The organism is Pseudarthrobacter phenanthrenivorans Sphe3 (genome assembly GCF_000189535.1).
In the GTDB taxonomy this organism is placed as follows: Bacteria; Actinomycetota; Actinomycetes; order Actinomycetales; family Micrococcaceae; genus Arthrobacter; species Arthrobacter phenanthrenivorans.
In genome coordinates this window covers 2,540,559-2,566,051 of sequence record NC_015145.1, presented here as the reverse complement: position 1 = coordinate 2,566,051, position 25,493 = coordinate 2,540,559, and the positions used below count along the sequence as shown (strand labels likewise).

18 protein-coding genes, 2 tRNA genes and 1 pseudogene are annotated in these 25,493 nt (G+C 64.8%); 13 read left to right on the top strand and 8 right to left on the bottom strand.

Annotation, left to right across the window (positions count from 1 at the left end):
* Positions 1 to 69: 69 nt before the first annotated feature.
* From ASPHE3_RS11940 to bcp, 5 genes are all read right to left on the bottom strand, one after another.
* Entirely contained in the window at positions 70 to 1,572 is a 1,503-nt protein-coding gene (locus ASPHE3_RS11940; RefSeq protein ID WP_013601460.1) for a malate:quinone oxidoreductase, read from the bottom strand.
* A gap of 79 nt (positions 1,573 to 1,651) precedes the next feature.
* Positions 1,652 to 3,259 (bottom strand): ABC transporter substrate-binding protein, encoded by a 1,608-nt coding sequence (locus ASPHE3_RS11935; RefSeq protein ID WP_013601459.1) that lies wholly within the window; start codon positions 3,257 to 3,259, stop codon positions 1,652 to 1,654.
* 270 nt (positions 3,260 to 3,529) lie between these two features.
* Positions 3,530 to 4,210 (bottom strand): fasciclin domain-containing protein, encoded by a 681-nt coding sequence (locus ASPHE3_RS11930; RefSeq protein WP_013601458.1) that lies wholly within the window; start codon positions 4,208 to 4,210, stop codon positions 3,530 to 3,532.
* Positions 4,211 to 4,452: 242 nt separating this feature from the next.
* Positions 4,453 to 4,534: transfer RNA gene (locus ASPHE3_RS11925), tRNA-Leu, on the bottom strand.
* A 99-nt stretch (positions 4,535 to 4,633) separates the two neighbouring features.
* Positions 4,634 to 5,107, bottom strand: a complete 474-nt coding sequence (gene bcp, locus ASPHE3_RS11920; RefSeq protein WP_013601457.1) for a thioredoxin-dependent thiol peroxidase — start codon at positions 5,105 to 5,107, stop codon at positions 4,634 to 4,636.
* 96 nt (positions 5,108 to 5,203) lie between these two features.
* Between bcp and ASPHE3_RS11915 the strand changes: the two genes are divergently transcribed.
* Positions 5,204 to 5,656: a MarR family winged helix-turn-helix transcriptional regulator gene (locus tag ASPHE3_RS11915; RefSeq protein ID WP_041652136.1), complete on the top strand. Its 453-nt coding sequence runs from the start codon at positions 5,204 to 5,206 to the stop codon at positions 5,654 to 5,656.
* A gap of 164 nt (positions 5,657 to 5,820) precedes the next feature.
* Here the strand turns inward: ASPHE3_RS11915 and ASPHE3_RS11910 are convergent.
* The 3 genes from ASPHE3_RS11910 to ASPHE3_RS11900 all read right to left on the bottom strand — a co-directional run bounded on the left by ASPHE3_RS11910 (position 5,821) and on the right by ASPHE3_RS11900 (position 8,189).
* Positions 5,821 to 5,896 (bottom strand) — tRNA-Lys (locus ASPHE3_RS11910).
* A 114-nt stretch (positions 5,897 to 6,010) separates the two neighbouring features.
* Complete coding sequence (locus tag ASPHE3_RS11905) at positions 6,011 to 6,997, bottom strand: PQQ-dependent sugar dehydrogenase (protein WP_013601455.1); 987 nt, start codon at positions 6,995 to 6,997, stop codon at positions 6,011 to 6,013.
* A gap of 139 nt (positions 6,998 to 7,136) precedes the next feature.
* On the bottom strand, positions 7,137 to 8,189 hold the full coding sequence (locus tag ASPHE3_RS11900) for a sunset domain-containing protein (protein ID WP_013601454.1): 1,053 nt from the start codon (positions 8,187 to 8,189) through the stop codon (positions 7,137 to 7,139).
* Between the two features lie 278 nt (positions 8,190 to 8,467).
* On the opposite strand from ASPHE3_RS11900, the gene ilvD reads away from it, so the two are divergent.
* From ilvD to ASPHE3_RS11840, 12 genes and pseudogenes are all read left to right on the top strand, one after another.
* Positions 8,468 to 10,186, top strand: coding sequence for a dihydroxy-acid dehydratase (gene ilvD, locus ASPHE3_RS11895; RefSeq protein WP_013601453.1), 1,719 nt, complete (start codon positions 8,468 to 8,470; stop codon positions 10,184 to 10,186).
* A gap of 371 nt (positions 10,187 to 10,557) precedes the next feature.
* Positions 10,558 to 12,465, top strand: coding sequence for an acetolactate synthase large subunit (locus ASPHE3_RS11890; RefSeq protein WP_013601452.1), 1,908 nt, complete (start codon positions 10,558 to 10,560; stop codon positions 12,463 to 12,465).
* Position 12,466: 1 nt separating this feature from the next.
* Positions 12,467 to 12,979 carry an acetolactate synthase small subunit gene (gene ilvN / locus ASPHE3_RS11885; protein WP_013601451.1) on the top strand — a complete coding sequence of 171 codons (513 nt, stop codon included), beginning with the start codon at positions 12,467 to 12,469 and terminating at the stop codon, positions 12,977 to 12,979.
* Positions 12,980 to 13,031: 52 nt separating this feature from the next.
* Positions 13,032 to 14,087 (top strand): annotated as a pseudogene (gene ilvC, locus ASPHE3_RS11880) (ketol-acid reductoisomerase); the annotation flags it as partial.
* A 127-nt stretch (positions 14,088 to 14,214) separates the two neighbouring features.
* Positions 14,215 to 15,804 (top strand): phosphoglycerate dehydrogenase, encoded by a 1,590-nt coding sequence (serA, locus tag ASPHE3_RS11875; RefSeq protein ID WP_013601449.1) that lies wholly within the window; start codon positions 14,215 to 14,217, stop codon positions 15,802 to 15,804.
* A gap of 217 nt (positions 15,805 to 16,021) precedes the next feature.
* Positions 16,022 to 18,820 (top strand): ABC transporter permease, encoded by a 2,799-nt coding sequence (locus tag ASPHE3_RS11870; protein WP_013601448.1) that lies wholly within the window; start codon positions 16,022 to 16,024, stop codon positions 18,818 to 18,820.
* Positions 18,817 to 19,572, top strand: coding sequence for an ABC transporter ATP-binding protein (locus tag ASPHE3_RS11865; protein ID WP_013601447.1), 756 nt, complete (start codon positions 18,817 to 18,819; stop codon positions 19,570 to 19,572). Before ASPHE3_RS11870 ends, ASPHE3_RS11865 begins: the two co-directional genes overlap by 4 nt.
* 34 nt (positions 19,573 to 19,606) lie before the next feature.
* Positions 19,607 to 21,169: a methionine--tRNA ligase gene (gene metG, locus ASPHE3_RS11860; RefSeq protein WP_013601446.1), complete on the top strand. Its 1,563-nt coding sequence runs from the start codon at positions 19,607 to 19,609 to the stop codon at positions 21,167 to 21,169.
* 204 nt (positions 21,170 to 21,373) lie between these two features.
* On the top strand, positions 21,374 to 22,219 hold the full coding sequence (locus ASPHE3_RS11855) for a hypothetical protein (RefSeq protein ID WP_013601445.1): 846 nt from the start codon (positions 21,374 to 21,376) through the stop codon (positions 22,217 to 22,219).
* Positions 22,220 to 22,396: 177 nt separating this feature from the next.
* Positions 22,397 to 23,134, top strand: a complete 738-nt coding sequence (locus tag ASPHE3_RS11850) for a class F sortase (protein WP_013601444.1) — start codon at positions 22,397 to 22,399, stop codon at positions 23,132 to 23,134.
* A gap of 59 nt (positions 23,135 to 23,193) precedes the next feature.
* The gene (locus ASPHE3_RS11845) at positions 23,194 to 24,246 is read left to right on the top strand and encodes a 3-isopropylmalate dehydrogenase (protein WP_013601443.1); all 1,053 of its coding nucleotides are present in this window, start codon (positions 23,194 to 23,196) and stop codon (positions 24,244 to 24,246) included.
* 105 nt (positions 24,247 to 24,351) lie between these two features.
* Positions 24,352 to 25,464 (top strand): branched-chain amino acid aminotransferase, encoded by a 1,113-nt coding sequence (locus ASPHE3_RS11840; RefSeq protein WP_013601442.1) that lies wholly within the window; start codon positions 24,352 to 24,354, stop codon positions 25,462 to 25,464.
* The last annotated feature ends 29 nt before the right edge of the window (positions 25,465 to 25,493 follow it).

Genomic DNA, 25,493 nt, shown 5'->3' with positions numbered 1-25,493 from the left:
CGCATGATCTCCTGTGGGGTTAGGTAAGTGGTACGGACCCGCAAGGCGCCGGCCACCGGCCCCGCAGGGTCAGCGGCTGGCGGAAACGCTCTCCAGCTGAAGCGACCTGGCCGTTGCCTTCTCCAGCTCAAGTGCCAGGTCCGGGTTCTCGTCCAGCTTGACCCCGTAGCCGGGCATCATGTCCTTGAGTTTGGACTGCCAGCCCTTGAAGTTCCGGGGGAAGGTCTTCTTCAGCAATTCGATCATGATCGGTACCGCAGTGGAGGCTCCGGGCGAGGCGCCCAGGAGCGCTCCGATGGAACCGTCACGGCCGGCGATCACTTCAGTGCCAAACTGCAGGACGCCGCCCTTTTGCGGATCTTTCTTGATGATCTGTACACGCTGGCCGGCGGTGATCAGTTCCCAGTCGCCATCCTTGGCTTCCGGGTAGTACTCACGCAGGGCCTCCACCTTGTCGGCGTGCTTCTTGGCCACTTCCTTCACCAGGTAGGCGGTCAGGTCCATGTTGTCCTTTGCCACTGCCAGCATGGGGATGATGTTGCTGGGCCGGATGGACAGCGGAAGGTCCAGGTACGAGCCGTTCTTCAGGAAGTTGGTGGAGAACCCGGCGTAAGGGCCGAACAACAGCGAACGCTTGCCATCCACGTAGCGGGTATCCAGGTGCGGCACGGACATGGGGGGAGCGCCCACGGAAGCCTGCCCGTACACCTTGGCGCTGTGCTGGGCCGCGATGCTTTCATCGGTGCAGCGGAAGAACTGCCCGGACACCGGGAACCCGCCGTAGCCCTTGCTTTCCGGAATGCCCGACGCCTGGAGCAGGTGCAGGGCCCCGCCGCCTGCGCCAACAAACACGAACTTGGCGTGGATCTTGCCGTGCTCGCCGGACTTGGGGTATTTCAGCGAAAGGTTCCAGCCGCCGTCGGACGCCCTGGATATCCCCGTGACGTCATGGCCGTAGTTGATCTCGACGCCGTTGTGCCCGAGGTAGGAGACGAGTTCGCGGGTCAGCGCGCCGAAGTCCACGTCAGTTCCCTCGGCAGCCCGGGTGGCTGCGATCCGCTGCTTGGGGTCGCGTCCCTTGACGATCAGCGGCGCCCACTTGCCGATCTGCCCGTGGTCCTCGGAGTACTCCATGCTGCGGAACAGGGGATGGGGCTTGAGCGCCTCGTAGCGGGTCCGCAGGAACCGCGTGTGGTCCTCGCCGATCACGAAGCTCATGTGCGGCACGGTGTTGATGAAGCCCTTAGGCGACCCAATGAGGTTCTGGTCCACCAGATGGGACCAGAACTGCCGGGAGAGCTGGAACTGCTCGTTGATGAGCAGGGCCTTGGAAGGATCCACTGAGCCGTCTTTGGCTGCAGGGGAGTAGTTGAGCTCGCAGAGGGCGGCGTGGCCCGTGCCGGCGTTGTTCCACGGGCCGGAGCTTTCCAGGCCCGGCTGGTCCAGCCGCTCGAACAGGGAGATGGTCCAGTCCGGCTCCAGCTGCTTGAGGAATGCCCCCAGCGTGGCACTCATGATGCCGCCGCCGATCAGGACGACGTCGGCATGTGCGGTCTTGGAAATGAAGGTCACGATCAGTCTCCGATTGCAGCGGCTCTGGCTGTCACAGAATATCCCCGGGCGGCGGACATACTGAAATTGGACCGGTCCGTCAAGGCTTTAGTTGCACCTTCGTGAAAACTTCATTTAAGACCGGCGACGCGGGATAGCTGACTACGCGGTCTGAGAGGGCCAATGCAGAGATGGGGAAAGCGACTGGTACCGCAGGAACTGTCGCCGCGATCTGGGCATTAATAGTGTGATATTGCTCATCCCGTTCCTCGCCTTCGGGCAACCCGCGGGCCCGGTTGATCTTCGAGAAGACTTGGGGGTCGTGGTACCCGAACTCCCCGTTCTTCTCGCCGAAGAGCGGGCCCACGAAGTTGTCCGCGTCTGAATACGAACCGTTCCAGCCCAGGAGGTGGAGCGCGTGGTCACCGGGGGACTGTACCTTTTGCAGGTAGCCGTCCTGCCAGTCCACGGGTACGGGCTGGATGTTGAAGCCGACGGCGGTGAGTTGCCGGCTGATCTCGGCGTAGACCTTCTCCGGGGTGGGCAGGTAGGGCCGGGTGACGTTCAGCGGATAGTAGAACTTCAGTTCCTCGCCTGCGTACCCGCCCTCTTTGAGGTACTCCTTGGCTTTGGCGGGGTCGTGCCCCAGTGCAGGGGCATCATTGTTGAACCCGCTGATCTTGGGCGGGACGAACTGCGTGGCCTTGGCGGTGTTGTCTATGAAGAACCGGCGGATCAGGGTTTCCTTGTCGATCGCCATTTCGATCGCCTGCCGGACCTTCAGGTTCTGCAGGACGGGGATGTCCTGGTTGATTCCCACGTACATCACCGAGAACGGGTCACGCTGGACGATCTGCTTCCCGCGCTTGACGAGCTGGTCGAAGTTGCCCACCGTCACGGCGTCATAGCCGTCGATCTTGCCGTCCAGGAGGGCCTGCAGGCGGGCCTGTGGATGGTCGTACGCCACGAAGTTGATGGTGGAAATCTGGCCGCGGTCGCCCCAATAGGACGGGTTGGTGGTCAGGGTGACGCTTCCCTCGTCCCACGAGGCAAGGCTGAAGGGCCCCGTGCCCACGGGTTTGGTGCCAAACACGGAGACGGGCTGGCCGCCCCGCTGTTGGTCAAGGACATCCGCAGTCCCCGCAGCGAGGGCGGCCGGCGACGCAATGGCGAACGCAGGCAGGGTCAGTGCCTGCAGGAAGGCGGTGAAGCGCTGGGAAAGGTCGATCCGTACGGTGTCCGCCGAGACTGCCGTGCAGCTCTTGAAGATTGACAGTTCCGGCTCGTCCGAGTGGGCTTTGAAAACCCCCTTGAATGAACTGCCCGGCGCCTGCCGCCGCAGGGCCTCCGGGAAGGCGAACCAGCGGTTGAAGTTGATACACACCGCGTTCGCGTCGAAGGGCGTCCCGTCCTGGAAGAGCACGCCGGTCCGCAGTTTGAAGGTGTAGGAGCGGCCTTCGTTGGACTCGCTCCACTCTGTAGCGAGCAGCGGCGTGGGCTTCCCTGTTATCTGGTCCACGCCCACCAGTCCCTCGAGGATCTGGCGGGTGATCCGCTGCGATTCAACATCGCTGGAGAGTGCAGGATCCAGGCCCAGCGGCTGCGCCGCGGTCCCGAAGTTAAAGGTGGCGGCAGGTTCGGCGTTGGACGCTGTGGACGGCGGGCCGGAGGACGGCGACGGGGAAGGAAGTGCGGTGCACGAGGTCATCCCAAGCGCCAGGAGGACAGCTCCGGTCTTGATGACTGTCCGCCTCGAAGTACTGCTGGGCACCCGTTGATCACCTCTGGATTTTGCCGGTCCCGCCGAATGCGGACCGGACCCCAGTGTAATAGACGGGACTTGGAGGTACCTGGGCGCCACCGCACCTCCCTCCTGTCAGGCGTGCTTCCGGCGCAAACGGCAGCAACGCCGGGGCCGGTCCTTTCGGAGCCCGGCCCCGGCGCTGCCGGGTGGACGTTCAGGCCGCGGGGCCGGAGCCTACTTGGGCATTAGTACTGAGTCGATCAGGTAGACGGTGGCGTTCTTGGTCTGGACACCGCCGCAGATGACGTTCGCGTCGTCCACCTTCAGCTCATCGCCGCTGCCCGTGACGGTGACCGATCCGCCCTGGACCGTGGCGTGGGTGCCGGCGATCATGTCGGGTGTGATCTGGCCCGGCACCACGTGGTAGGTGAGGATCTTGCTCAGGAGGGCGTCATCGGTCTTCAGGGTTTCGATGGTGGCCGCATCGATCTTGGCGAATGCCTCATCCACCGGCGCGAAGACGGTGAATTCATCGCCATTGAGGGTGTCCACCAGGTCCACCTTGGGGTTCAACTTCCCGGAAACGGCAGAAGTCAGGGTGGTCAGGATCGGGTTGTTGGAGGCTGCCACGGCGACCGGATCCAGTGCCATGCCCTCAACAGACCCGGCACCGCTTGGGACCTGCTCAGCGTAGGCGGCGCAGCCGGGGCCGACCAGGTTGGCGGCGGGATCCATGGCGGCAGCCGAGGAGCTGGCCGAGGGGGAGGGGGCCATGCTGGATGCCATTGCCGACGGCGAGTCGGCTGGGGCGGAGGAGCTGGACGTGGAGGCTGAGCCGCCACAGGCGGTCAGGCTGAACAGAGCTGCTGCTGCAACGCCTGCGACGGTGAAAGTTGTGCGCTTGGTGGTCTGCATTTCAGTTCTCCTTGGGATGATGGCTTTTGCCGCCACGGACGTGCTGTCTCACGGCGTCGTTCGAACCTTGCTGGTGGGCACCTGCCCTTGGCTGGTGTCTCACTGGGTATTCGGCCGGGTGCAGGTGGTGGATGGGTAATTTCCCTGGAGTTTTTCGGCAGCCCTGCAAAACTGGTGCGCCGGACAGCTGGAGTGGCCGCTTAAATGCACTGATCCCCCGGCCATGCCGGGGGATCAGATAGTGCGCAAGGGGGGACTTGAACCCCCACGCCCGAAGGCACAGGAACCTAAATCCTGCGTGTCTGCCAATTTCACCACTCGCGCGGGGCTTCCTGCCTTCGCTTCCCCTCAGGGGGTACGACGGCGGAAGCCAGTGTCCATTGTAGCGTTGCGGAGGCAGGTTCCGGGCCCGGCGGCCGCTGGTCAGGCGTCCAGGGCCAGGTCCCGCCGCAGTTTGGCGACGTGGCCGGTGGCGCGGACGTTGTACTGGGCCAGCGCCACCTTTCCGTTCGGGTCCACCACGATGGTGGACCGGATCAGTCCCTCGTAGGTCTTGCCGTAGTTTTTCTTTTCTCCCCAGGCGCCATACGCCTCAGCCACTGCATGGTCCTCGTCCGAGAGCAGGGGGAACGTCAGCTCTTCCTTGGCCGCAAACTTCGCCAGCTTGTCCACGGGGTCCGGTGAGATGCCCAGGACGTCGTAGCCTGCCGACTGGAGGGAAGCCAGGCTGTCGCGGAAGTCGCAGGCTTCCTTGGTGCATCCCGGCGTTGCTGCTGCCGGATAGAAGTAGACGATGGTGTGGCGGCCCCGGTGGGAGGCCAGACTGACGTCATTGCCGGACGAGTCCTTCAGGGTAAAACCGGGCGCGTCGTCTCCGGTCACGAGTCTGTCAGCCATTGTTTTTCTCCTTGTTGCAGGCGGGACACAACAGCCTAGTAACAGCGGGGAACAGGTGCTAATCGCCGTTTGGCTATACTGGCTGCTATGCCTGATATGGATCACTGGCCCACGGGGCGCCTCTTGTCCACTGCTGCGCGCCTCGTTGAACATTCCTGGAATGAAAAGCTCGGCGCGATTGGACTCACCCACGCCGGCGTCATTGCCATTGAAGTTCTCGATGCGCAAGGCCCCATGACGCAGGCCCAGCTTGCCCAATACGTACGTGTCCAGGCCCAGACCATGGGCAAAACCCTCAGCAGGCTGGAGGCGCACGGCCATATTGTCCGGGTCCGCAGCACTTCCGACCGGCGCAGCCACGTGGTGTCCCTGACGGAACGCGGCAAGGAGGCTGTAGCCGCAGCAGTTGAGATGGAGCGGTCGGTGCTGGCTTCAGCGTCGATTGACCCGGATCTGCTCCGGCAGGAACTCCAGGCGGTAGTGCGGGAGCTGGCCAGCCAGTTCGCCACTGCTCCTTCCACCGCTGCGCTGGTGGAGAACACCCCTTAATTAGTTTCTGTTCCTGTGGCAGCCGTCCTGCGGCGGCCGCTGGCGTGGCCACTGCCTTCGCAGGCAGTGGCCACGCTTTTTTGTGGTTTTCCTGGCGGCCGTGACGCCACACAACAAAACAGCCCCTGGCTGGCGTTTCCGCGAGCCAGGGGCTGTTTTCCCTGTGGTGCACCCCCCGGGACTTGAACCCGGAACCCATTGATTAAGAGTCAATTGCTCTGCCAATTGAGCTAGAGGTGCATCTGTTTGCTGTGGTCATCCGGGCTTTTCTTTCCCCGTTGACCTCCGCAACGACATGAAACTCTACACGAACTTCGTGCCCATGTGAAATCGGCGCAGGGTGCAGGGCACGGACTAGTCCGGCGGCGGCAAAACCAGCACGAAATCAGGGTTTTCGTTGTTGGTGAGGAGCCAAAAACCTCCTTGAGGGGTCCGGATGACGTCGCGGATCCTGCCGAACTCGCGTGTGAAGTGCGCCACAGGTGTGCCGGCTTCTTCGCCTTCCAGTGGAACTGTCCATAGCCGCTGTCCCCGGAGTGCTCCCACGTAGGCGGTGGGGCCAACGATTTCCAGGCCGCTGGGCGAGGATTCGCTGGTGGAGGGCCAGACAACTTTCGCGTCGAGGAACTCCGGTCTGCCTGGAGCACCTGTCACGGCAGGCCAGCCGTAATTGCCCCCTGGCACGATGAGGTTCAATTCATCATCAACGTCGGGACCGAACTCGCTGGCCCACATCCTGCCCCCGCTGTCCCATGCCAGTCCCTGCACGTTCCGGTGGCCCAGGCTGTAGACCGCGTTGCCAAATGGATTGCCGGGAGCGGGCCTGCCGTCGGCGGTGAGACGGAGGATCTTGCCGCCCAGCGCCCCGGGGTCCTGGGGCTGGTTCCTGCGCTGCGAGTCACCGGTCCCCACATAGAGGAATCCGTCCGGTCCGAAACGGATCCTGCCGCCATTGTGCGTGTTCGCTTTTGGAATTCCAGTGAAAATGACGTCGGGCTCGCCGAGGGACAGGTTGCCCCCGCCGGAGTCTTCCAGCTTCAGCCGCGCGATACGGTTGTCCTCCTGCGCCGTCAGGTACACATACAGGTACCTGTCGTTGGCGAAGGTGGGGGAGAGGGCCAGCCCCAGGAGCCCGCCCTCCCCGGCCGGGACAACGCCCGGCACCTCACCCAGTTCCACGGCGCCCGCGCCGGCGGTGCCGGGTTCCCTGGCCACGTCCGCGGGTACTGCCTTGAGCAGGCCCGTCTCGCGTTCTGAGATGACAGCCGTGCCGTCGGGGAGGAACACGGCGGACCAGGGAATATCGAGCTCCAGGTCCAGGCGCGTCACCGTATCCGGCACCGAGGCGTCCTGGGTCTGCGGGAGGCTGGTACTTCCGGTAGGTGTGCCGCCCTGGTCCCCCGTGCACGCGGCCAGAAGCAGGACAAGGCAGGCGGCCGTGAAGGTGGGCCCGGCTCGACGGGGGCTTGCGCGCCCTGTTCTAGAGCCGCTTGCGCCGCGGGGCGCGGAAGCCCGCTGCCTCAGCATGCGCTGCTGATTCGAACCAGACGTCAGCCCTGGTCTGCTCATAGTCGGGGTGTCCCTCCTCGTAATAGACCATGGCCCCGGCGTCGCCTTTCACTGAGTAATCCGCAGGCCCGCTGCCATCAGCTCCAGCGGCAGCCGAACCCGCACCGTAGGGCTCTTCCGCCGCCAGGTGTCCTGACGGTTCGGCTGCGGACACAGTCCCCGGCTCCTGGACGTGGTCAGCTCCGGTTTCCACCAGCGCGGAGGACTGGGTGCGTTCCGCCGTCTCTGTCGCGGCGGCACTCGCCGGCATAGCCCCGGTCCCGGCCCCCGCGTTAGACCGCCCGCCTTCATCCACCTTTGCTTCGGTAGTGGAACCGGCTGCTGCAGGCATGTCGGCATTGCCCGCAGCAGCATCGTCCTCCGCATCCTCAAGGGCAGCTGTCTCTGCGCCGGGCAGGGTAGGAGCGTGTGGCGCAGTGTATTCGGGATGGTGGACCGGCTGTGACACTGCGGCGGCCGGTGCTGCCGGGGCAGGCGCCGCTTCCGCGGGCGGGGAGTCCGATGCCGCTGCGGCTGGAGCTGCAGAAGACGGCGCGGCGGTTCCCGCGCGGTGGCCTTCCGGTTGCAGGCTCTCCTGGCCGGCCCGGCCGTGGGCGCCAGCACCTGAAACAGCGGAAGAGCCGGGGGTTTCCGACCATTGGGTTTCCCACTCGGCCTGGTCCTGGCGCCGCCGCTCGTCCTGGCTGGAAGCAGCGGAGCTTTCCGCCGGTTCATCGGCGGTGGTGGGGGCTGCAGGTTCCGCCGCCCGTCCAAACCCTGCTGCGCTGGCGATGCCGGTGGTTCCGGCGGCCTCGGCCGAGGCCGCCGCACTGCCGCCCGAAAGCGCCCCGTCCGCCCTTGCGCCCTCAGGCGTGGAACTGCCGCCAGATGTCCCGGATGCCTTCGATGAGCCGTTTCGCTTTACCAGCCACCAGGCAACAGCACCAAGAACAACAATCAGAATGATCCAGAAAACAAAATCCATCTCAAGCCCTTCAGTCCGGCCGGCAAGGTGTGCTTTCCCTGACGCTACGTCCGGTGGCCACGGCTGTCTAGGCTGCACCCGGGATGGACGCCGTTGCAGGTGGAACGGGAGATGCCAGGACGGGACACCCCCTGCGTCGTGCCGCGTGAGGGGCAGCCGCCCCAGCCGTCTCATTATTTGAGATGCAAGTCCGCATTCTGGCAGGAATTTCCGGGTTTCGCCCCCGATCGCTTCTGATCTGTCGCCGGGCAGTTCGCCGGAGCCCTAGACTTTCCCCTATGAGTGACGCCCAAACCGCAACGGACAACAAGCCTGATATCAAGCCCCGCAGCCGGGTGGTGACCGACGGAATCCACGCAGCACCGGCTCGTGGCATGTTCCGGGCCGTAGGCATGGGCGATGATGACTTCGCAAAGCCCCAGGTCGGCGTCGCGAGTTCGTGGAACGAGATCACTCCCTGCAACCTCTCCCTGAACCGGCTTGCCCAGGGCGCCAAGGAAGGCGTCCACGCCGGCGGCGGGTTCCCGATGCAGTTCGGCACCATTTCCGTCTCGGACGGTATCTCCATGGGCCATGAAGGCATGCACTTCTCCCTGGTGTCCCGCGAGGTTATTGCCGACTCCGTGGAAACCGTGATGCAGGCCGAGCGGATCGACGGCTCCGTCCTGCTGGCCGGCTGCGACAAGTCCCTCCCGGGCATGCTCATGGCGGCCGCCCGCCTGGACCTCTCCAGCGTCTTCCTTTACGCGGGGTCCATCATGCCCGGCTGGGTCAAGCTCGAGGACGGCTCCGAGAAGGAAGTCACCCTCATTGATGCCTTCGAAGCCGTCGGCGCCTGCGCTGCCGGCAAGATGAGCATGGAGGACCTCACCCGCATCGAAAAGGCCATCTGCCCCGGCGAAGGCGCCTGCGGCGGCATGTACACAGCCAACACCATGGCCTGCATCGGTGAAGCCCTCGGCATGTCCCTGCCGGGCTCCGCCGCCCCGCCCTCGGCAGACCGCCGTCGTGATGAATTTGCCCGCAAGTCAGGCGAAGCGGTGGTCAACCTGCTGCGCCAGGGCATCACCGCCCGCCACATCATGACCAAGAAGGCCTTCGAGAACGCCATCGCCGTCACCATGGCCTTCGGCGGCTCCACCAACGCGGTCCTGCACCTGCTGGCCATCGCCCGCGAGGCTGAAGTCGAGCTGACCCTGGACGACTTCAACCGGATCGGCGACAAGATCCCGCACCTGGGCGACCTCAAGCCCTTCGGCCGCTATGTCATGACCGACGTCGACAAGATCGGCGGCGTGCCGGTCATCATGCGCGCACTGCTCGACGCCGGACTGCTGCACGGCGACTGCCTCACCGTTACGGGCAAGACGGTTGCGGAAAACCTCGAGGCCATTAACCCGCCGGATCTTGACGGCAAGATCCTGCGCGCGCTGGACAACCCGATCCACAAGACCGGCGGCATCACCATCCTGCACGGCACCATGGCACCCGAGGGGGCAGTGGTGAAGAGCGCAGGCTTTGACGCCGACGTCTTCGAAGGCACCGCCCGCGTCTTCGAACGCGAACAGGGAGCCCTGGACGCACTGGACAACGGCCAGATCCACGCCGGCGACGTGGTGGTGATCCGCTACGAAGGCCCCAAGGGGGGCCCGGGCATGCGCGAAATGCTCGCCATCACGGGCGCCATTAAGGGTGCAGGCCTGGGCAAGGATGTCCTGCTCCTCACTGACGGCCGTTTCTCCGGCGGCACCACGGGCCTGTGCATTGGCCACGTGGCGCCGGAAGCGGTCGACGGCGGCCCCATCGCCTTTGTCAGGGATGGCGACAGGATCCGCGTGGACATCGCAGCCCGCAGCTTCGACCTGCTGGTTGACGAAGCAGAACTCGAAGCCCGCAGAGTGGGCTGGGAGCCGCTCCCGGCACGCTACACCAAGGGCGTCCTGGCCAAGTACGCCAAGCTCGTGCACAGCGCCAGCACCGGCGCCTACTGCGGCTGATACGAGTTGCCCGGGACTCCTCCCGGGACATGCCCGCCTTAGGCGGCAGGGCTTAATAAGGGTTGACCCGAGGGGCCCCAGCCTGACGGCGCTTGCGCCGGAAGGTTGGGGTAGGGTCATTCCGTGGACGATGAGGTCCACATGGTGAGATCGCGGGTCGGCTCGTTGACACGTATCTCGCCAGAGGGAAAACTGAACGCATGACTTTCGTTACCGGCATCGTCGTCGTCCTTACCAAGCGCGTGGCCCATTAGCCTCCACTGGTAACGTACCGTCACGCGCAAACCCCTCGAAGAGCCGCTCAGGCTGAGGGGTTTTTTTATTTCCCGCAGTTTCCATGAACCACAGATGATCCACAAGGAAGAGTTCCGATGAGCAAAGGATCGCCGATCAGCCCCTCGCTGATGGCTACGAAGTCCGCTGGAGCCCCCAAGGCTCCGGACCGCGCCGACCGGACGGCCGACCACGCCGTCGTCGTCGCCGACCTTGCCGCCGTCTCTCCTGTCCTTGGGCCGAACAACGTTGTACCCCCAACGGTGATGACCGGCTCGCAAGCTATTGTCCGCTCGCTCGAAGAACTCGGCGTCGACGATATTTTCGGTTTGCCCGGTGGCGCAATCCTGCCCACCTATGACCCCTTGATGGCTTCCAGCATGAATCACGTGCTGGTCCGTCACGAACAGGGAGCCGGCCACGCCGCGCAAGGCTACGCCATGGTGACCGGGCGGGTGGGCGTGTGCATCGCCACCTCGGGCCCCGGCGCCACCAACCTCGTCACCGCGATCATGGATGCCCACATGGACTCCGTGCCGCTGGTTGCCATCACCGGACAGGTGTCCAGCGGTGTCATTGGCACCGATGCCTTCCAGGAAGCCGACATCGTGGGCATCACCATGCCCATCACCAAGCACTCGTTCCTGGTCACCGACCCCAATGACATCCCGCACGTCATGGCGGAAGCATTCCACCTCGCCTCCACCGGCCGTCCCGGTCCCGTCCTGGTGGACGTTGCCAAGGACGCCCAGGTGGGCCAGATGACCTTCTCTTGGCCGCCCAAGGTGGACTTGCCCGGCTACCGGCCCGTCACCCGGGGCCACAACAAGCAGGTCCGGGAGGCCGCCAAGCTGATCGCGGCGTCCAGCAAGCCTGTGCTGTACGTTGGCGGCGGTGTGGTCAAGGCCCATGCCAGTGCCGAACTGCTGGCCCTGGCCGAGGCCACCGGCGCCCCCGTGGTGACCACCCTGATGGCCAAGGGCGTTTTCCCGGACTCACACCCGCAGCATGTTGGAATGCCCGGCATGCACGGCAGCGTTTCCGCCGTCACTGCGTTGCAGCAGGCAGACCTCCTGATCACCCTTGGTGCCCGTTTTGATGACCGTGTCACCGGCGTGCTCAAGACCTTCGCCCCGATGGCCAAGGTTATCCACGCTGACATCGACCCCGCCGAGATCTCCAAGAACCGGACCGCCGATGTGCCCATCGTGGGATCCGTCAAGGAGATCATCCCCGAGCTCACCGAAGCCGTCCGGACCCAGTTCGACGCCTCCGGGGTTCCGGACCTCACCACGTGGTGGGCCTTCCTGAACAACCTCAAGGAAACCTACCCGCTGGGCTGGACCGAACCTGAGGACGGGCTCACCGCACCGCAGAAAGTCATCGAACGCATTGGTGCCCTGACCGGCCCCGAGGGTGTCTATGTTGCCGGCGTTGGACAGCACCAGATGTGGGCTGCCCAGTTCATCAAGTACGAGCGCCCGCACGCCTGGCTGAACTCCGGTGGCGCCGGCACCATGGGCTACGCCGTACCTGCGGCCATGGGCGCCAAGGTGGGGGAGCCGGACCGCGTGGTCTGGGCTATCGACGGCGACGGCTGCTTCCAGATGACCAACCAGGAACTGGCCACCTGCGCCATCAACAACATCCCCATCAAGGTTGCCGTCATCAACAACTCTTCGCTGGGCATGGTGCGGCAGTGGCAGACCCTCTTCTACGAAGGCCGCTACTCCAACACCGACCTCAACACCGGCCATGACACAGTCCGGATCCCGGACTTCGTGAAGCTGGGGGAGGCCTATGGCTGCGCCTCGTTCCGCTGCGAACGGGACGAGGACATCGACGCCACGATCCAGAAGGCTCTCGAGATCAACGACCGGCCGGTGGTCATCGACTTCGTGGTGAGCCCCAACTCCATGGTGTGGCCGATGGTGCCCGCCGGCGTGAGCAACGACCAGATCCAGGTTGCCCGCAACATGACCCCGGAATGGGAAGAAGAGGACTGACATGAGCCGCCACACACTCTCCGTGCTGGTTGAAGACAAGCCCGGCGTCCTGACCCGGGTTGCCAGCCTCTTCGCCCGCCGCGCCTTCAACATCAACTCCCTGGCCGTTGGCCCCACCGAAGTTCCGGGCATCTCCCGGATGACGGTGGTTGTCGACGCCGACGGCGACCTCATCGAACAGGTCACCAAGCAGCTCAACAAACTGATCAACGTCATCAAGATCGTTGAGCTGACCCCCGAATCTTCCGTACAAAGAGACCACATCCTGGTCAAGGTACGTGCGGATGCCGCAACACGCCTGCAGGTTACCCAGGCCGCAGACCTGTTCCGTGCCGCCGTCGTCGACGTGTCCACAGACTCGTTGGTGATAGAGGCAACCGGTACCCCGGAGAAGCTCGCAGCGCTGCTCTCAGTGCTGGAGCCCTTCGGCATCCGCGAAATCGTGCAGTCCGGCACCCTGGCCGTTGGACGGGGATCCCGCTCCATGAGTGACCGGGCGCTGCGTTCGGCCTAGGCGGTAAGCCTGCCCGGACCTCCGCCCCTAACCGCACCACACACAACACCTATCTAGAAACCACTCAAGAGGAGTTACGCAAGTGACTGAAATGTTCTACGACGACGACGCAGACCTGTCGATCATCCAGGGCCGCAAGGTAGCCATTGTTGGCTACGGCTCCCAGGGCCACGCCCACGCGCTCAACCTGCGCGATTCCGGCGTCGAGGTTGTTATTGCCCTCAAGGAAGGCTCCAAGTCGGCCCCCAAGGCGCAGGATGCAGGCTTCACCGTCAAGAACGTTGCCGACGCCGCCGAATGGGCTGACGTCATCATGATCCTGGCGCCGGACCAGCACCAGCGCTCGATCTACAACGAGTCCATCAAGGACAACCTGAAGCCGGGCAAGGCCCTCGCATTCGCCCACGGCTTCAACATCCGCTTCGGCTACATCCAGGCGCCGGAGGGCGTTGACGTCATCCTCGTCGCGCCGAAGGCTCCCGGCCACACCGTGCGCCGCGAATTCGAAGCCGGCCGCGGCATCCCGGACATCATCGCGGTCGAGCAGGATGCCACCGGTTCCGCCTGGGACCTGGCGAAGTCCTACGCGAAGGCCATCGGCGGCACCCGCGCCGGCGTCATCAAGACCACCTTCACCGAAGAGACCGAAACCGACCTCTTCGGCGAGCAGGCTGTCCTCTGCGGCGGCGTGTCCCAGCTGGTCCAGTACGGCTTCGAAACCCTGACCGAAGCCGGCTACCAGCCGCAGATCGCCTACTTCGAGGTCCTCCACGAGCTCAAGCTCATTGTTGACCTCATGTGGGAAGGCGGCATCGCCAAGCAGCGCTGGAGCGTTTCCGACACCGCCGAGTACGGCGACTACGTCTCCGGTCCGCGCGTCATCACCCCCGAGGTGAAGGAAAACATGAAGGCCGTCCTGGCCGACATCCAGTCCGGCGCTTTCGCCAAGCGCTTCATCGAGGACCAGGACAACGGCGGCGTGGAGTTCAAGGAACTGCGCGCCAAGGCAGAGCAGCACCCCATCGAGGCTGTTGGCCGCGAGCTGCGCTCCCTGTTTTCCTGGCAGCAGCAGGATGTGGACTACGTGGAAGGGTCCGCAGCCCGCTAAGCGGCTGCTGGCAACCACCACCGGACCGCAACGGTGAGGCCGGGTTCACACTTAACAATGTGAGCCCGGCCTTTCCGTCGGCCTAGACTTGATTTCATCCCCAGGACTGCAACGCAGAGGATCAGCCGTGTCAAAACCCGTAGTACTGCTAGCCGAAGAACTTTCCCCCGCCACCATTGAGGCCTTGGGCCCGGACTTCGAGATCCGCCAGACTGACGGTGCCGATCGCTCCCAGCTGCTGTCCGCCATCGGCGACGTTGACGCCATCCTGGTCCGCTCGGCCACGCAGGTCGACGCAGAGGCCATCGCGGCCGCGAAGAACCTGAAGGTCATCGCGCGGGCAGGCGTGGGCCTGGACAACGTGGACATCAAGGCCGCCACCCAGGCCGGCGTCATGGTGGTCAACGCTCCCACGTCCAACATCGTTTCGGCAGCCGAGCTCACCGTGGGACACATCCTCAGCCTGGCCCGTCACATCCCCCAGGCCAGCGCAGCCCTGAAGGACGGCGAGTGGAAGCGCTCAAAGTACACGGGCATCGAGCTGTTCGAGAAAAAGATCGGCATCATCGGCCTTGGCCGCATCGGCGCCCTGGTGGCCGCGCGGCTCAAGGGCTTTGACACCAAGATCCTGGCCTACGATCCCTACATCACCTCCGCCCGGGCCGCGCAGCTGGGCGTGCAGCTGGTGACCCTGGACGAGCTCCTGGCCCAGGCGGACTTCATCACCATCCACATGCCCAAAACTCCGGAAACGGTGGGCATGCTGGGGGCTGACGCCTTCAAGAAGATGAAGAACACCGCATACGTGGTCAACGTTGCACGTGGCGGGCTGGTCGACGAGGAAGCCCTCTTCACCGCACTGCAGGACGGTGAAATCGCCGGTGCCGGCGTGGACGTCTTCGCCAAGGAGCCCAGCACGGACCTGCCGTTCTTCAAGCTGGACAACGTTGTGGTGACACCCCACCTCGGTGCGTCCACCGACGAGGCACAGGAAAAGGCCGGCGTTTCGGTGGCGAAGTCGGTCCGCCTGGCACTGGCCGGCGAGCTCGTGCCCGATGCCGTGAACGTCGCCGGCGGCGTCATCGCTCCCGACGTCCGCCCGGGCATCCCGCTGGTCGAGAAGCTGGGCCGGATCTTCACGGCCCTCACCCACGATTCGCTGACCCAGTTCGACGTTGAGGTGGCTGGCGAGATCTCCTCGCTGGACGTCAAGGTCCTGGAACTGGCTGCCCTCAAGGGCATCTTCGCCGACGTAGTGACCGAGCAGGTCTCCTACGTCAACGCCCCGGTGATCGCAGAGCAGCGCGGCATCAACGTCCGCCTGATCACCACCCCCGAGACCGAGTCCTACCGGAACGTCCTGACCCTGCGCGGCGCCCTCAGCGACGGCAGCCAGATCTCCGTGGCGGGTACCCTGACCGGTCCCAAGCAGATCCAGAAGCTGGTGGGCATCAACGGCTTCGAGGTGGAAATTCCCATCAGCGAACACCTGGTGGTGGTGGGCTACACCGACCGTCCGGGCGTCATCGGAACCATCGGCCACATCCTGGGCATGAACAACATCAACATCGCCGGAATGCAGGTGGCGCGCTCCGACGAGGGCGGCCAGGTGCTTGCCCTGCTCACCATCGACAGCGCCGTTCCGCAGCAGGTCCTGGACGCCATCAAGGCGGGCATCGGGGCTGATATGGTCCGCGAAGTGGACCTCGAGGACTAACCCCGCTCCGGGGGAAACGCCGTGCCGCGGGACTCCCCTCGGCGAGTCCCGGCACGGCCACGTATGATTGGCCGGTCTGCTTACAATGGCTTGGTCCTGGTTCAGGACCAAGGCCGGCAGGCCGGCCAATACTTTTTGCACAATCCGTCCGTGACCGTCCATGTCCGCCCCGGGCGGACTCGAGTGTGCGCACGCAATCCAGGTTTCAGGGAGTTCCATGAACGCCGTCCAGAGGTTCATCAGAAGCAGGGTGCTGCTGTTGACCGCGGCCATTTTGATCGCAGCCATGTGCTTGTCGGTCCTTGTCCAAAACCAGTCGCAGGCTGCACTCAGCCGAACCGTGGATGAGAATTCGCGGGGCCTCTATGACGTCCTGGTGCAGGCGAAGGCGCCTTCGGGCGCGCTGATGCAGCCTGAGATCGCCAACGGCACCGGCGGGATCAGCTTCGAGCAGCTGGACGCCATCCGGAAGCTCTCGGAAACCTCCGTGGCTGCTCCCATCAGCCTTGTCTCCCGGGTCACCCAGAACCTGGAGTCCCCGCGCCTCGACGCCATGGACTACCTCGGCTACAACGCCGGGCTGGCAGGCACGGCGACGGCGGACCAGGCTGCCGGGGCCACCGCGCCGGCCCAGTGGCCGGCCGCCGAGTCGGTGTTGAGCGACGAAGCCAAGAAGTACCGGCTGACCGCCAGCGCGGTCAGCTCCGACGGTGTCTCCGAGAAGACTCTGTTCAAGTCATCTGCCGAAGGCACGTTGGGCAAAGCCAAGCTCGTTGAGGAGAAGGCTGCCGGCGGCACCAGCATCCGCATCGCCGCGCCCGAGGACGAGACGGGCATTAAGTTTCCGTCGCCGGCCGGCGGCTCCGAGCACAACCTCTTCAACCTCTCCGTCTCCCTTCCCCTGGCCCCCGAGGTGACGGAATCGGTTGTGGCTGTCGATCCTGCCGCCGAGCGTGCCCTTTTGGGTTCCGCCGGGGACTTCCTGGCTCCTCTGGAGAAGGCGCCGCCGGCTGATGCCCGCGACGCCGGAGCCATCGGCCGCTATTTTGAAGGGCTCTTCACCAACGGCATCGGCATGGATGAGCTGAAGGAAGGACCGGACTTCCTGGGCGTCAAACTCAAGTACTGGGCCCCGCTCATGACCCAGTACCAGCAGGCCAAGCGCACCGGGCAGCTGACTGCTGATTCGCAGGCAATCCCGCTGATTGTCCGTTCAGGAACCTCCCTTGACCTGAAGTACAACGTGAAGATCGAAGAGATTGACGACGCCGGCAAGGTAGTCAAGGACGTGGGCACGGTTTCGCGCTCCCTGGATAAGGATTACCTGCCGTTCGTTTCCAAGGACCCCTTCGTCCTCTCCTGGCCGGGTTCCACCGACCATTCCTCCCTGCTCGGCGCCACCGGCAACTTCAACCAGGGCCTCTACACTCCCGCCACCTGGAGCACGGACTTCGCGGCCGCACCGAAATACACGGACGGCGAGACGGCAGCCAACGGTGCTGTTGACAAGAACGCCGTGCCGGGGGAGTGGGTCACCGTGAACCGCCTGCCCGAGAAGAGCTCCAACGGCACGCCTGTTGACCAGACCCAGCGTGAACCCGTGGACGAACGCTCCTACCGCGAGAACCTGGAGACGGGGGAGCAGAAGGCCGCGGCTCCGCTGGCCATGGTCTACGGCACGTTTGACCCCGCCGCCGTGGCGGAAGCTGCCGGCGACGTCAACAAGCTGCCGTTGGGCGGCTACGACCCCGCGCCCTTCACCCTCATCAAGGACGCTGCCGGCAACGATGTCCAGGCAACCGAACTTGAACCCTCCCTGAGCGCCACCGGCCTTGCCAGCCAGTCCGCCGGTGCCATTACCGACTACTACGGCCTTGCCGCCGCCCGTGGCTACAAGGAAAACGCCAGTGTCATTGATGCCGTCCGCGTCCGGGCCAAGGCGCCCGGCAGCTGGAAGGAAGCGCAGCCCGACGTCGAGAAACTCGCCGGCGCGATCCGCGAGATGGGCCTGGAAGCCACTATCGTGGCCGGCTCGGCCCGCGAGGATGCCAGCATCTTTGTTCCCGGCTACTCGAAGGACGGCGCCGGCAAGGAATCGGCGCTGGGCACCGTCCAACAGTCCTGGGTGCGGCAGAACGCTGCCGACGCCGTCACCGGCTCGCTGTCCGGCACCAACATCACCCTGCTGTTCCTGACGCTGTGCGGGGCGGCCCTCCTGACGGGCGCATCCACGGTCAGCTATATCCGAAAGCGCCGGAGCGAGGCCGGAACCCTCCGCGCCATGGGCTGGACCCAGCGCCGGATCCGCAGCTGGGTCCTGGAGGAATTCGGCGTGGGCGCCGTCCTGCTTGCCGTAGCAGGGATCGTGCTGAGCCTGGCCAGCTGGAGCCTTGCCACCGCACTGGTCTGCGGCGCCGTCCTGGTGCTGTACGCGGCCGCGGCCTTCTTCGCCGCGCAGCAGCTGCGCCACCGTGACGTCATCGACCAGGAGCCGCAGCATGACGAGCGGTTGATCCCGGTGGACTCGCCGCTGACGTTCGCCAACCGCCAGCTGGGCACCAACAAATTCAACACCCTGTCCCTGGCAGTGGCCGTGGGTGTGTTTGGCGCGGCAGTGGGCGGCCTGATCGCCCTGCTCATCGACATTCCGCGTGCGGCGGGAGCCAGTGCGTTGAGCGGACTGGCCGCGGCCAGCGTCGCGCTGCCGAGCATCCTGCTGGCGCTCTCCGGGGTGGCAGTTGGACTGGTGCTCACCCTGGTCACCGGGCGGTTTGAACTCAACGCCAAGCGCCAGTACCTTGGCATCCTCGAGGCCATGGGCTGGAACCCGGACATGCTTCGCCAGGTCCGGCTGTTCGAGAACGCGCTGGTGGGAACCGTGGCCCTGCCGCTGGGCGTGTTGGGCGCCCTCGGCATCGGCCTGCTGCTGGCGCCCTATGCTGCGCTGTGGGCGGGCGTGGCCGGCCTTGTGGCTGTACTTTGCTGGATACCGATTGCAACGAAAGTGGTCCAATGACAAACCCGACGAACGTCCAGCGGAGCCGCAGGGCCGGCTCCGGCGAGGTCCCTTTGCAGACCCGCGCCAACACCATCGTCAAGTCCGCCGACCACGAGACCCCGCTCGAACTGAGCGACATCACCATCCGCTACGGCGGCGGCAAGGGCGGTGCCGAAGCCGTCAGCGTGGTGGAAGGCTTCGACCTGACCCTGCATGCCGGCGAGATGCACTGCGTTGCCGGCCGAAGCGGGTCGGGCAAGACCAGCATCCTCACCGTCGGCGCGGGCTTGACCCTGCCGACGTCGGGCCGCGTCTTCTGGGAAGGCGATTCCCTCGAAAGCATGGGCGACGACGAAATCGCCGACCGCCGTCGGGCACTGATCGGATACGTGGACCAGGGCGGTGCCCTGATTGACGGCATGAGCGCACTGGAGAACGTGCTCCTGCCCGCGGTTCCCGACGGCGAAGTGGACCAGCGGCGGGACATGGCAAAGGACCTGCTGGACCTGGTGGGCCTTGGGCGCCGCATGCGCCACCGTCCCGCCCAGCTCTCCGGCGGTGAACGCCAGCGCGTTGCCATTGCCCGCGCCCTGATCCTGGGCACCCGCGTGCTGGTGGTGGACGAACCCACCGCCAGCCTGGACCGTGCCTCTGCCAACCGCATCATCAGCATCCTGAAGGACACCACGTCTGACGGGATCGCCGTGCTGGTGGCCTCGCACGACCACGAACTGGTCCGGCTCAGCGACAGCCTGACCGAACTCATCTAGCCCGTCCCTCCGCACCGAAGGTAACGTCCTCTACGTGACTGCTTCAGAGAAAACGCCGTTCTACATCACCACGGCCATCACCTACCCCAACGGGGTGCCGCACATCGGCCATGCCTACGAGTACATTGCCACCGACGCAATGGCCCGCTTCAAGCGGCTGGACGGCTATGACGTGATGTTCCTGACCGGCACTGACGAGCACGGGATGAAGATCGCCCAGACGGCGGAGAAGGAAGGCATCACGCCCAAGGAGCTCGTGGACCGGAACGCCGAAGTCTACAAGGCCGCCCACGCAGCGCTGGGAATCACCTACGACCGCTTCATCCGCACCACGGACGCGGACCACTACGCCGCGTCCCAGGCAATCTGGAAGAAGATGGAAGCCAACGGCGATATCTACCTCTCCAAATACGAGGGCTGGTATTCCGTCCGTGACGAGGCCTTCTATGGCGAGGACGACACCGTGGTCAAGGACGACGGCGTGCGGTACTCCAAGGAAACCGACACCGAGGTGACCTGGACCGCGGAGGAGAGCTACTTCTTCCGGCTCTCCGCCTACCAGGAAAAACTCCTTGCCCTCTACGAAGCCCAGCCGGAATTCGGTGCACCCCAGTACCGCTTCAACGAGGTCATCAGCTTCGTCAAGCGCGGACTGGAGGACCTGTCCATCAGCCGTACCACTTTCGACTGGGGCGTCCCCGTTCCAGGCAATGACAAGCACGTGATGTACGTCTGGGTTGACGCCCTGACCAACTACCTCACCGGCGTGGGATACCCGGACGTGGACTCGGAAAAGTTCCGCAAGTACTGGCCCGCGGATGTCCACATCATCGGCAAGGACATCTCCCGCTTCCACGCGATCTACTGGCCGGCCTTCCTCATGAGCGCCGGCCTGGAGCTCCCCAAGCGGGTGATGATCCACGGCTTCCTGCACAACAACGGCGTGAAGATGTCCAAGTCCCTGGGCAACGTGGTGGCTCCTGCGGACTTCGTGGCGCAGTACGGCCTGGACCAGGTTCGTTATTTCTTCCTCCGCGAAGTGCCCTTCGGAGCGGACGGCAGCTACAACCATGACGCGATCGTCGGCCGGATGAATGCGGACCTGGCCAACAACTTCGGCAACCTGGCCCAGCGCTCGCTCTCCATGGTGGCCAAGAACTGCGAGGGACGCGTTCCGGTTCCGGGGGAGTTCACGGCGGCGGACAACGCGATCCTGGCGCAGGCGAACGGCCTTCTCCAAACTGTCCGGGCAGTCTTCGACAAGCAGGAATTCAGCCGGGCCCTCGAAGCGGTCTGGGGTGTCCTTGGGGACACCAATGCGTATTTCGCCGAGCAGGCGCCCTGGGTGTTGCGGAAGACCGACGTCGGACGCATGAACACAGTGCTGTACGTGACCCTGGAAGTCCTGCGGATCGTGGCCATCCTGGCGCAGCCTGTGATGCCTGCCGCAACGGCCTCGCTCCTCGCCGCGCTCGGCCAGCCGGAGGGGGAAGCCCGCCAGTTCGCGGCAATCGCTACTCCCATTGCGGCAGGGACCGGGCTGCCGGCACCTTCCCCGGTGTTCCCGAAGTACGAGGAGCCGGCTGAGGCCAAGTAGTCCCCGCTGGCGGATATGAGTACGTCCTACTGGAGATTCCGGCCCCAATACTTCATAGCCTGATCCTGTTAGCAAACTGACAGTTCGCATCTGGGAGAACCGTCGCCCCGATGCTGTCTGTTTGCCTTTTTGACCCGTCAGGTTGGGGCGGTGTGTTCTCTCCGCGTTTGCGCAGTTTGAAGCAGACGAAGGACGGAGACGGAAATGAAACGGATCCTTGCCGCGCTGGGGGTCACAAGCCTCGCACTGTTCGGTGCAACAGCCACGGCGTTTGCCACCGGTGAGTCGGACGGCGGTGGAAAGATCACCATCTGCCACGCCACGGGCTCGGAAACGAACCCCTACGTGCCGATCACCATTGATCTGAACGGGCTGAACGGACACGTGGGCCACCAGCATTCAGAGGACATCATCCCCGCCAACAACGGAAAGGTGCTTCCTGGCGGCCAGAACCTGCACAAGGTGGATTGGTGGAATGCCGGCTGTGCAAAGCCGGGCGGACAGCACACACCACCGCCGAAGGACCACGGCAACGACAAGAAAATCACCATCTGCCACGCCACGGGCTCAGAATCGAACCCGTATGTGGTAATCACGATCGCCCTCCAGGGCCTCAACGGCCACGCCGGTGCCCACCACCAGCACAGTGAGGACATCATTCCGCCCAATGATGGCAAGGTGATCCCGGGCGGCCAGAACTGGACCGCTGAAGGCCAGGCGACCTACAACAACAACTGTGTTCCCGTGAAGGTCACGGTGACTCCGCCGACAACTCCGCCGACTGTTCCACCTGCAGGTGGCGTGGTTCCGCCGGCGGGCGCTGTAGTTCCGCGGCCTAACCCGGGTGGCGCAGTTGCCGGGGGCGGGGCAGGCGCTGTTGCTGCTCCGAACCAGGGCTTCAACGTCCAGACCGCTGTTTCCGGTTCCGCTGGAATGGACCCCGTTCCGTGGATTGGCGGCGTGGCGGTGGTCCTGCTTGCCGGTGCGGCTCTTGCGGCACGGAGGACGCTCGCGAATGCTGGCAGCCATCACAGCAAGCACCGCGGCTAGCGTGTGACGGGTGGTGCCCGGCACGCGCCGGGCACCACCCCTCAGGACTCGATTGCTTGATGCAGCAGGGTGAAGGGGCGCAGGGCTCCGTGCGGATCCGGCACGGTGCTTTGCGCCCCCAGCCTTGGAACACGTCCTGAACTTTGGGCTTCCTTTCTTTTGGGCATGGGGTGGTCAGTGACCAACGGCAACCCGGCGAGTGAGCCGGACTTCGAAGCAGCATCCACTGAAGACAGCCGGCGGCGGCTCTTCAGAATCAGAATCATCGTGATGGTGGCGCTGGCAGGCGTCCTGGGAATCCTGGGCGCCGTCCTCCTTCCGGCCTTGCTTGATCCGGGCGGACGCGCCATGCCTCCCGGAGGGACACGTCCTGCCGTAATGGCAACGGCGCCGGCGGCATCCAGCACAACCGCATCGCCTTCTCCGGCAGCGCCGGACACCCTGGCTGTGCCGCCTGTACCGGCCGGACCGCCGGCCGCGCCTCCCCAGCGCCTGGTCTATCCGGCAGCCGGCATTGATGTCCCGGTGTTCCCGCTCGATCCCAGCAGCTCCGACGTCGCATCCCAGACCATCGTTCCGCCTGCCACCATGGATGGCTACTGGCTCACGCCGTATGGAATGCCGGGAGCGGACTCCAGCAACACCACCTATGTTGTGGGGCACAGCTGGCAGGACATCGAGGCGCCGTTCAACCGGCTCAGCACCAACGCAGCAGCAGGGGACAGGCTCACGGTGACCACCTCCGCCGGGACGCTTGAGTACCAGGTGGATTCGGTGACCACGTATGTTAAGTCCGGCCTCAAGGACAGCCCTATCTGGGAAGTTGCGCCCAACCGGCTGGTCCTGATCTCGTGCTACACGGATGACCTGTGGGGCACCAATGTCGTGGTGGTGGCTTCGCCCGCCCAGGGCTGATGTTCTCGAATAATGAGACGGCTTGACCAGCATATGGATGACTTGGCTACCCTGAATCCATGAGCGCATCCTCCATCGATCTTGCAGTTATCCCCGGCGACGGCATCGGTCCCGAAGTCATTGCCGAGGCCCTCAAAGTCCTCGAGAAGGCCGTTGCGGCGGAGGGCGTGGAGCTCAAGCAGACCCATTACAAGCTCGGTGCCGAGCACTGGCTGGCCACGGGAGAGACCTTGCCGGATGAGGTCCTGGCCGACCTGCGCACCCGGGACGCCATCCTGTTCGGCGCGGTAGGGGCAGCCCCCGGCGATACCCGGATTCCTTCTGGCATTATCGAGCGCGAGATGCTCCTCAAGCTCCGCTTCAGCCTTGACCACTACGTCAACCTGCGTCCGTCGAAGCTGTACGGCACGGTGGGAAGCCCCCTGGCCAACCCGGGCACCATCGACTTCATTGTGGTGCGCGAAGGCACCGAAGGCCCCTATGTGGGCAACGGCGGCACCCTCCGCGCCGGAACTCCCCACGAGGTGGCAACCGAAGTCTCGCTCAACACCGCGCACGGCGTGGAGCGCGTTGTCCGGGATGCGTTCCGCCGCGCCAGCGCCCGGGAATGCAAGCACGTCACCCTGGTCCACAAGCACAACGTCCTGGTGTACGCAGGGCATCTGTGGAAGCGCACGGTGGAGGCCGTGGCGCAGGAGTTCCCCGAGGTCACGCACGACTACCTGCACGTGGACGCCGCCACGATCTTCATGGTCACGGACCCGTCCCGTTTTGACGTGATCGTCACGGACAACCTCTTCGGGGACATCCTCACCGACCTCGCCGCCGCCATCACCGGCGGCATCGGCCTTGCGGCCTCCGGCAACATCAACATGGACCGTACCGCGCCGTCCATGTTTGAGCCGGTCCACGGTTCAGCCCCGGACATTGCAGGCCAGGGCAAAGCGGACCCCACGGCTGCCATCCTCTCCGCCGCCCTCCTGCTGGACCACCTCGGCTACGCTGCAGCTGCCCGCAGGATCGAGTCAGCAGTGGTTGCCGACGTCGAAAAGCGCGACGGCGGTGCACGCACCACCAGTGCCATCGGCGACGCCATCGCCGCCGGTCTCTGACCCCGCGCCAGGGCCTCCGGCTTCGGGCGTAAGCTTGTCTCGAATCACCAAATGCCGCCCTTGCTGTTCAGCGCTGAACCGGGGGCGGCCGATCGTGGAGGAACCATGACTCAGACCGCCCCTGGCGTCGAATTCAGCCAGCAGCTCTCGGCCAACCCGAAGTCTGCTGAAGAGCGTGCAGCCATCCTGGCCAACCCGGGATTCGGCAACTACTTCACCGACCACACCGCAATCGTCGACTATCGCGTGGACGAGCACGGCAACGGCGGCTGGCACAATGCACGGATCGAGGCGTACGGGCCCATCGTCCTGGATCCATCGGCCGCCGTGCTGCACTACGGACAGGAAATTTTCGAGGGACTCAAGGCGTACCGCCACGCAGACGGGTCCATCTGGTCCTTCCGCCCGGAAGCCAACGCAGCGCGGCTGAACAAGTCCGCCCGCAGGCTGGCCCTGCCCGAGCTGCCGGCCGAATATTTCCTGGGCGCAATCCGCGAACTGGTAGCCGCGGACAAGGAATGGGTGCCCAGCGGTGAGGGCGAAGCCCTCTACCTGCGGCCGTTCATGATCGCCACCGAGGCTTTCCTGGGCGTCCGGGCTGCGCGCGAGGTGTCCTTCCGGGTCATCGCCTCGCCGGTTGGGAACTACTTCGGCGGCGAGCTGAAGCCTGTTTCCATCTGGATCTCCCGCCAGTACGCCCGCGCCGGCCGCGGCGGCACCGGCGATGCGAAGTGCGGCGGCAACTACGCGGCGTCACTGATTGCCCAGCAGGAAGCGGAGGCCAACGGCTGCAAGCAGGTCCTCTTCCTCGACCAGTTCAACGACAACGCCGTTGAGGAACTGGGCGGCATGAACGTGTTCTTCGTGATGAAGGACGGCTCGCTCGTCACCCCTGCGCTGACCGGCACCATTCTCGAGGGCATCACCCGGATGTCCGTCATCCAGGTGGCCAAGGACATGGGCCGCGACGTTACCGAGCGCAAGATCACCCTGGATGAATGGCGCGACGGCGTTGCCTCCGGTGACATTGCCGAAGTTTTTGCCTGCGGTACGGCCGCCGTCATCACCCCCATCGGAGTCCTCAAGGACGCCACGGAGTTCATCGGATCCGAGGACGCCAAGGCGGGGGAGACCACCATGGCGATCCGCGAACAGCTGCTGGGCATCCAGACCGGAACGGTTCCGGACACCCACGGCTGGCTGACCCGCCTGGCCTAGCAGGCCGCAGTGTGAGGTACGACGGCGGC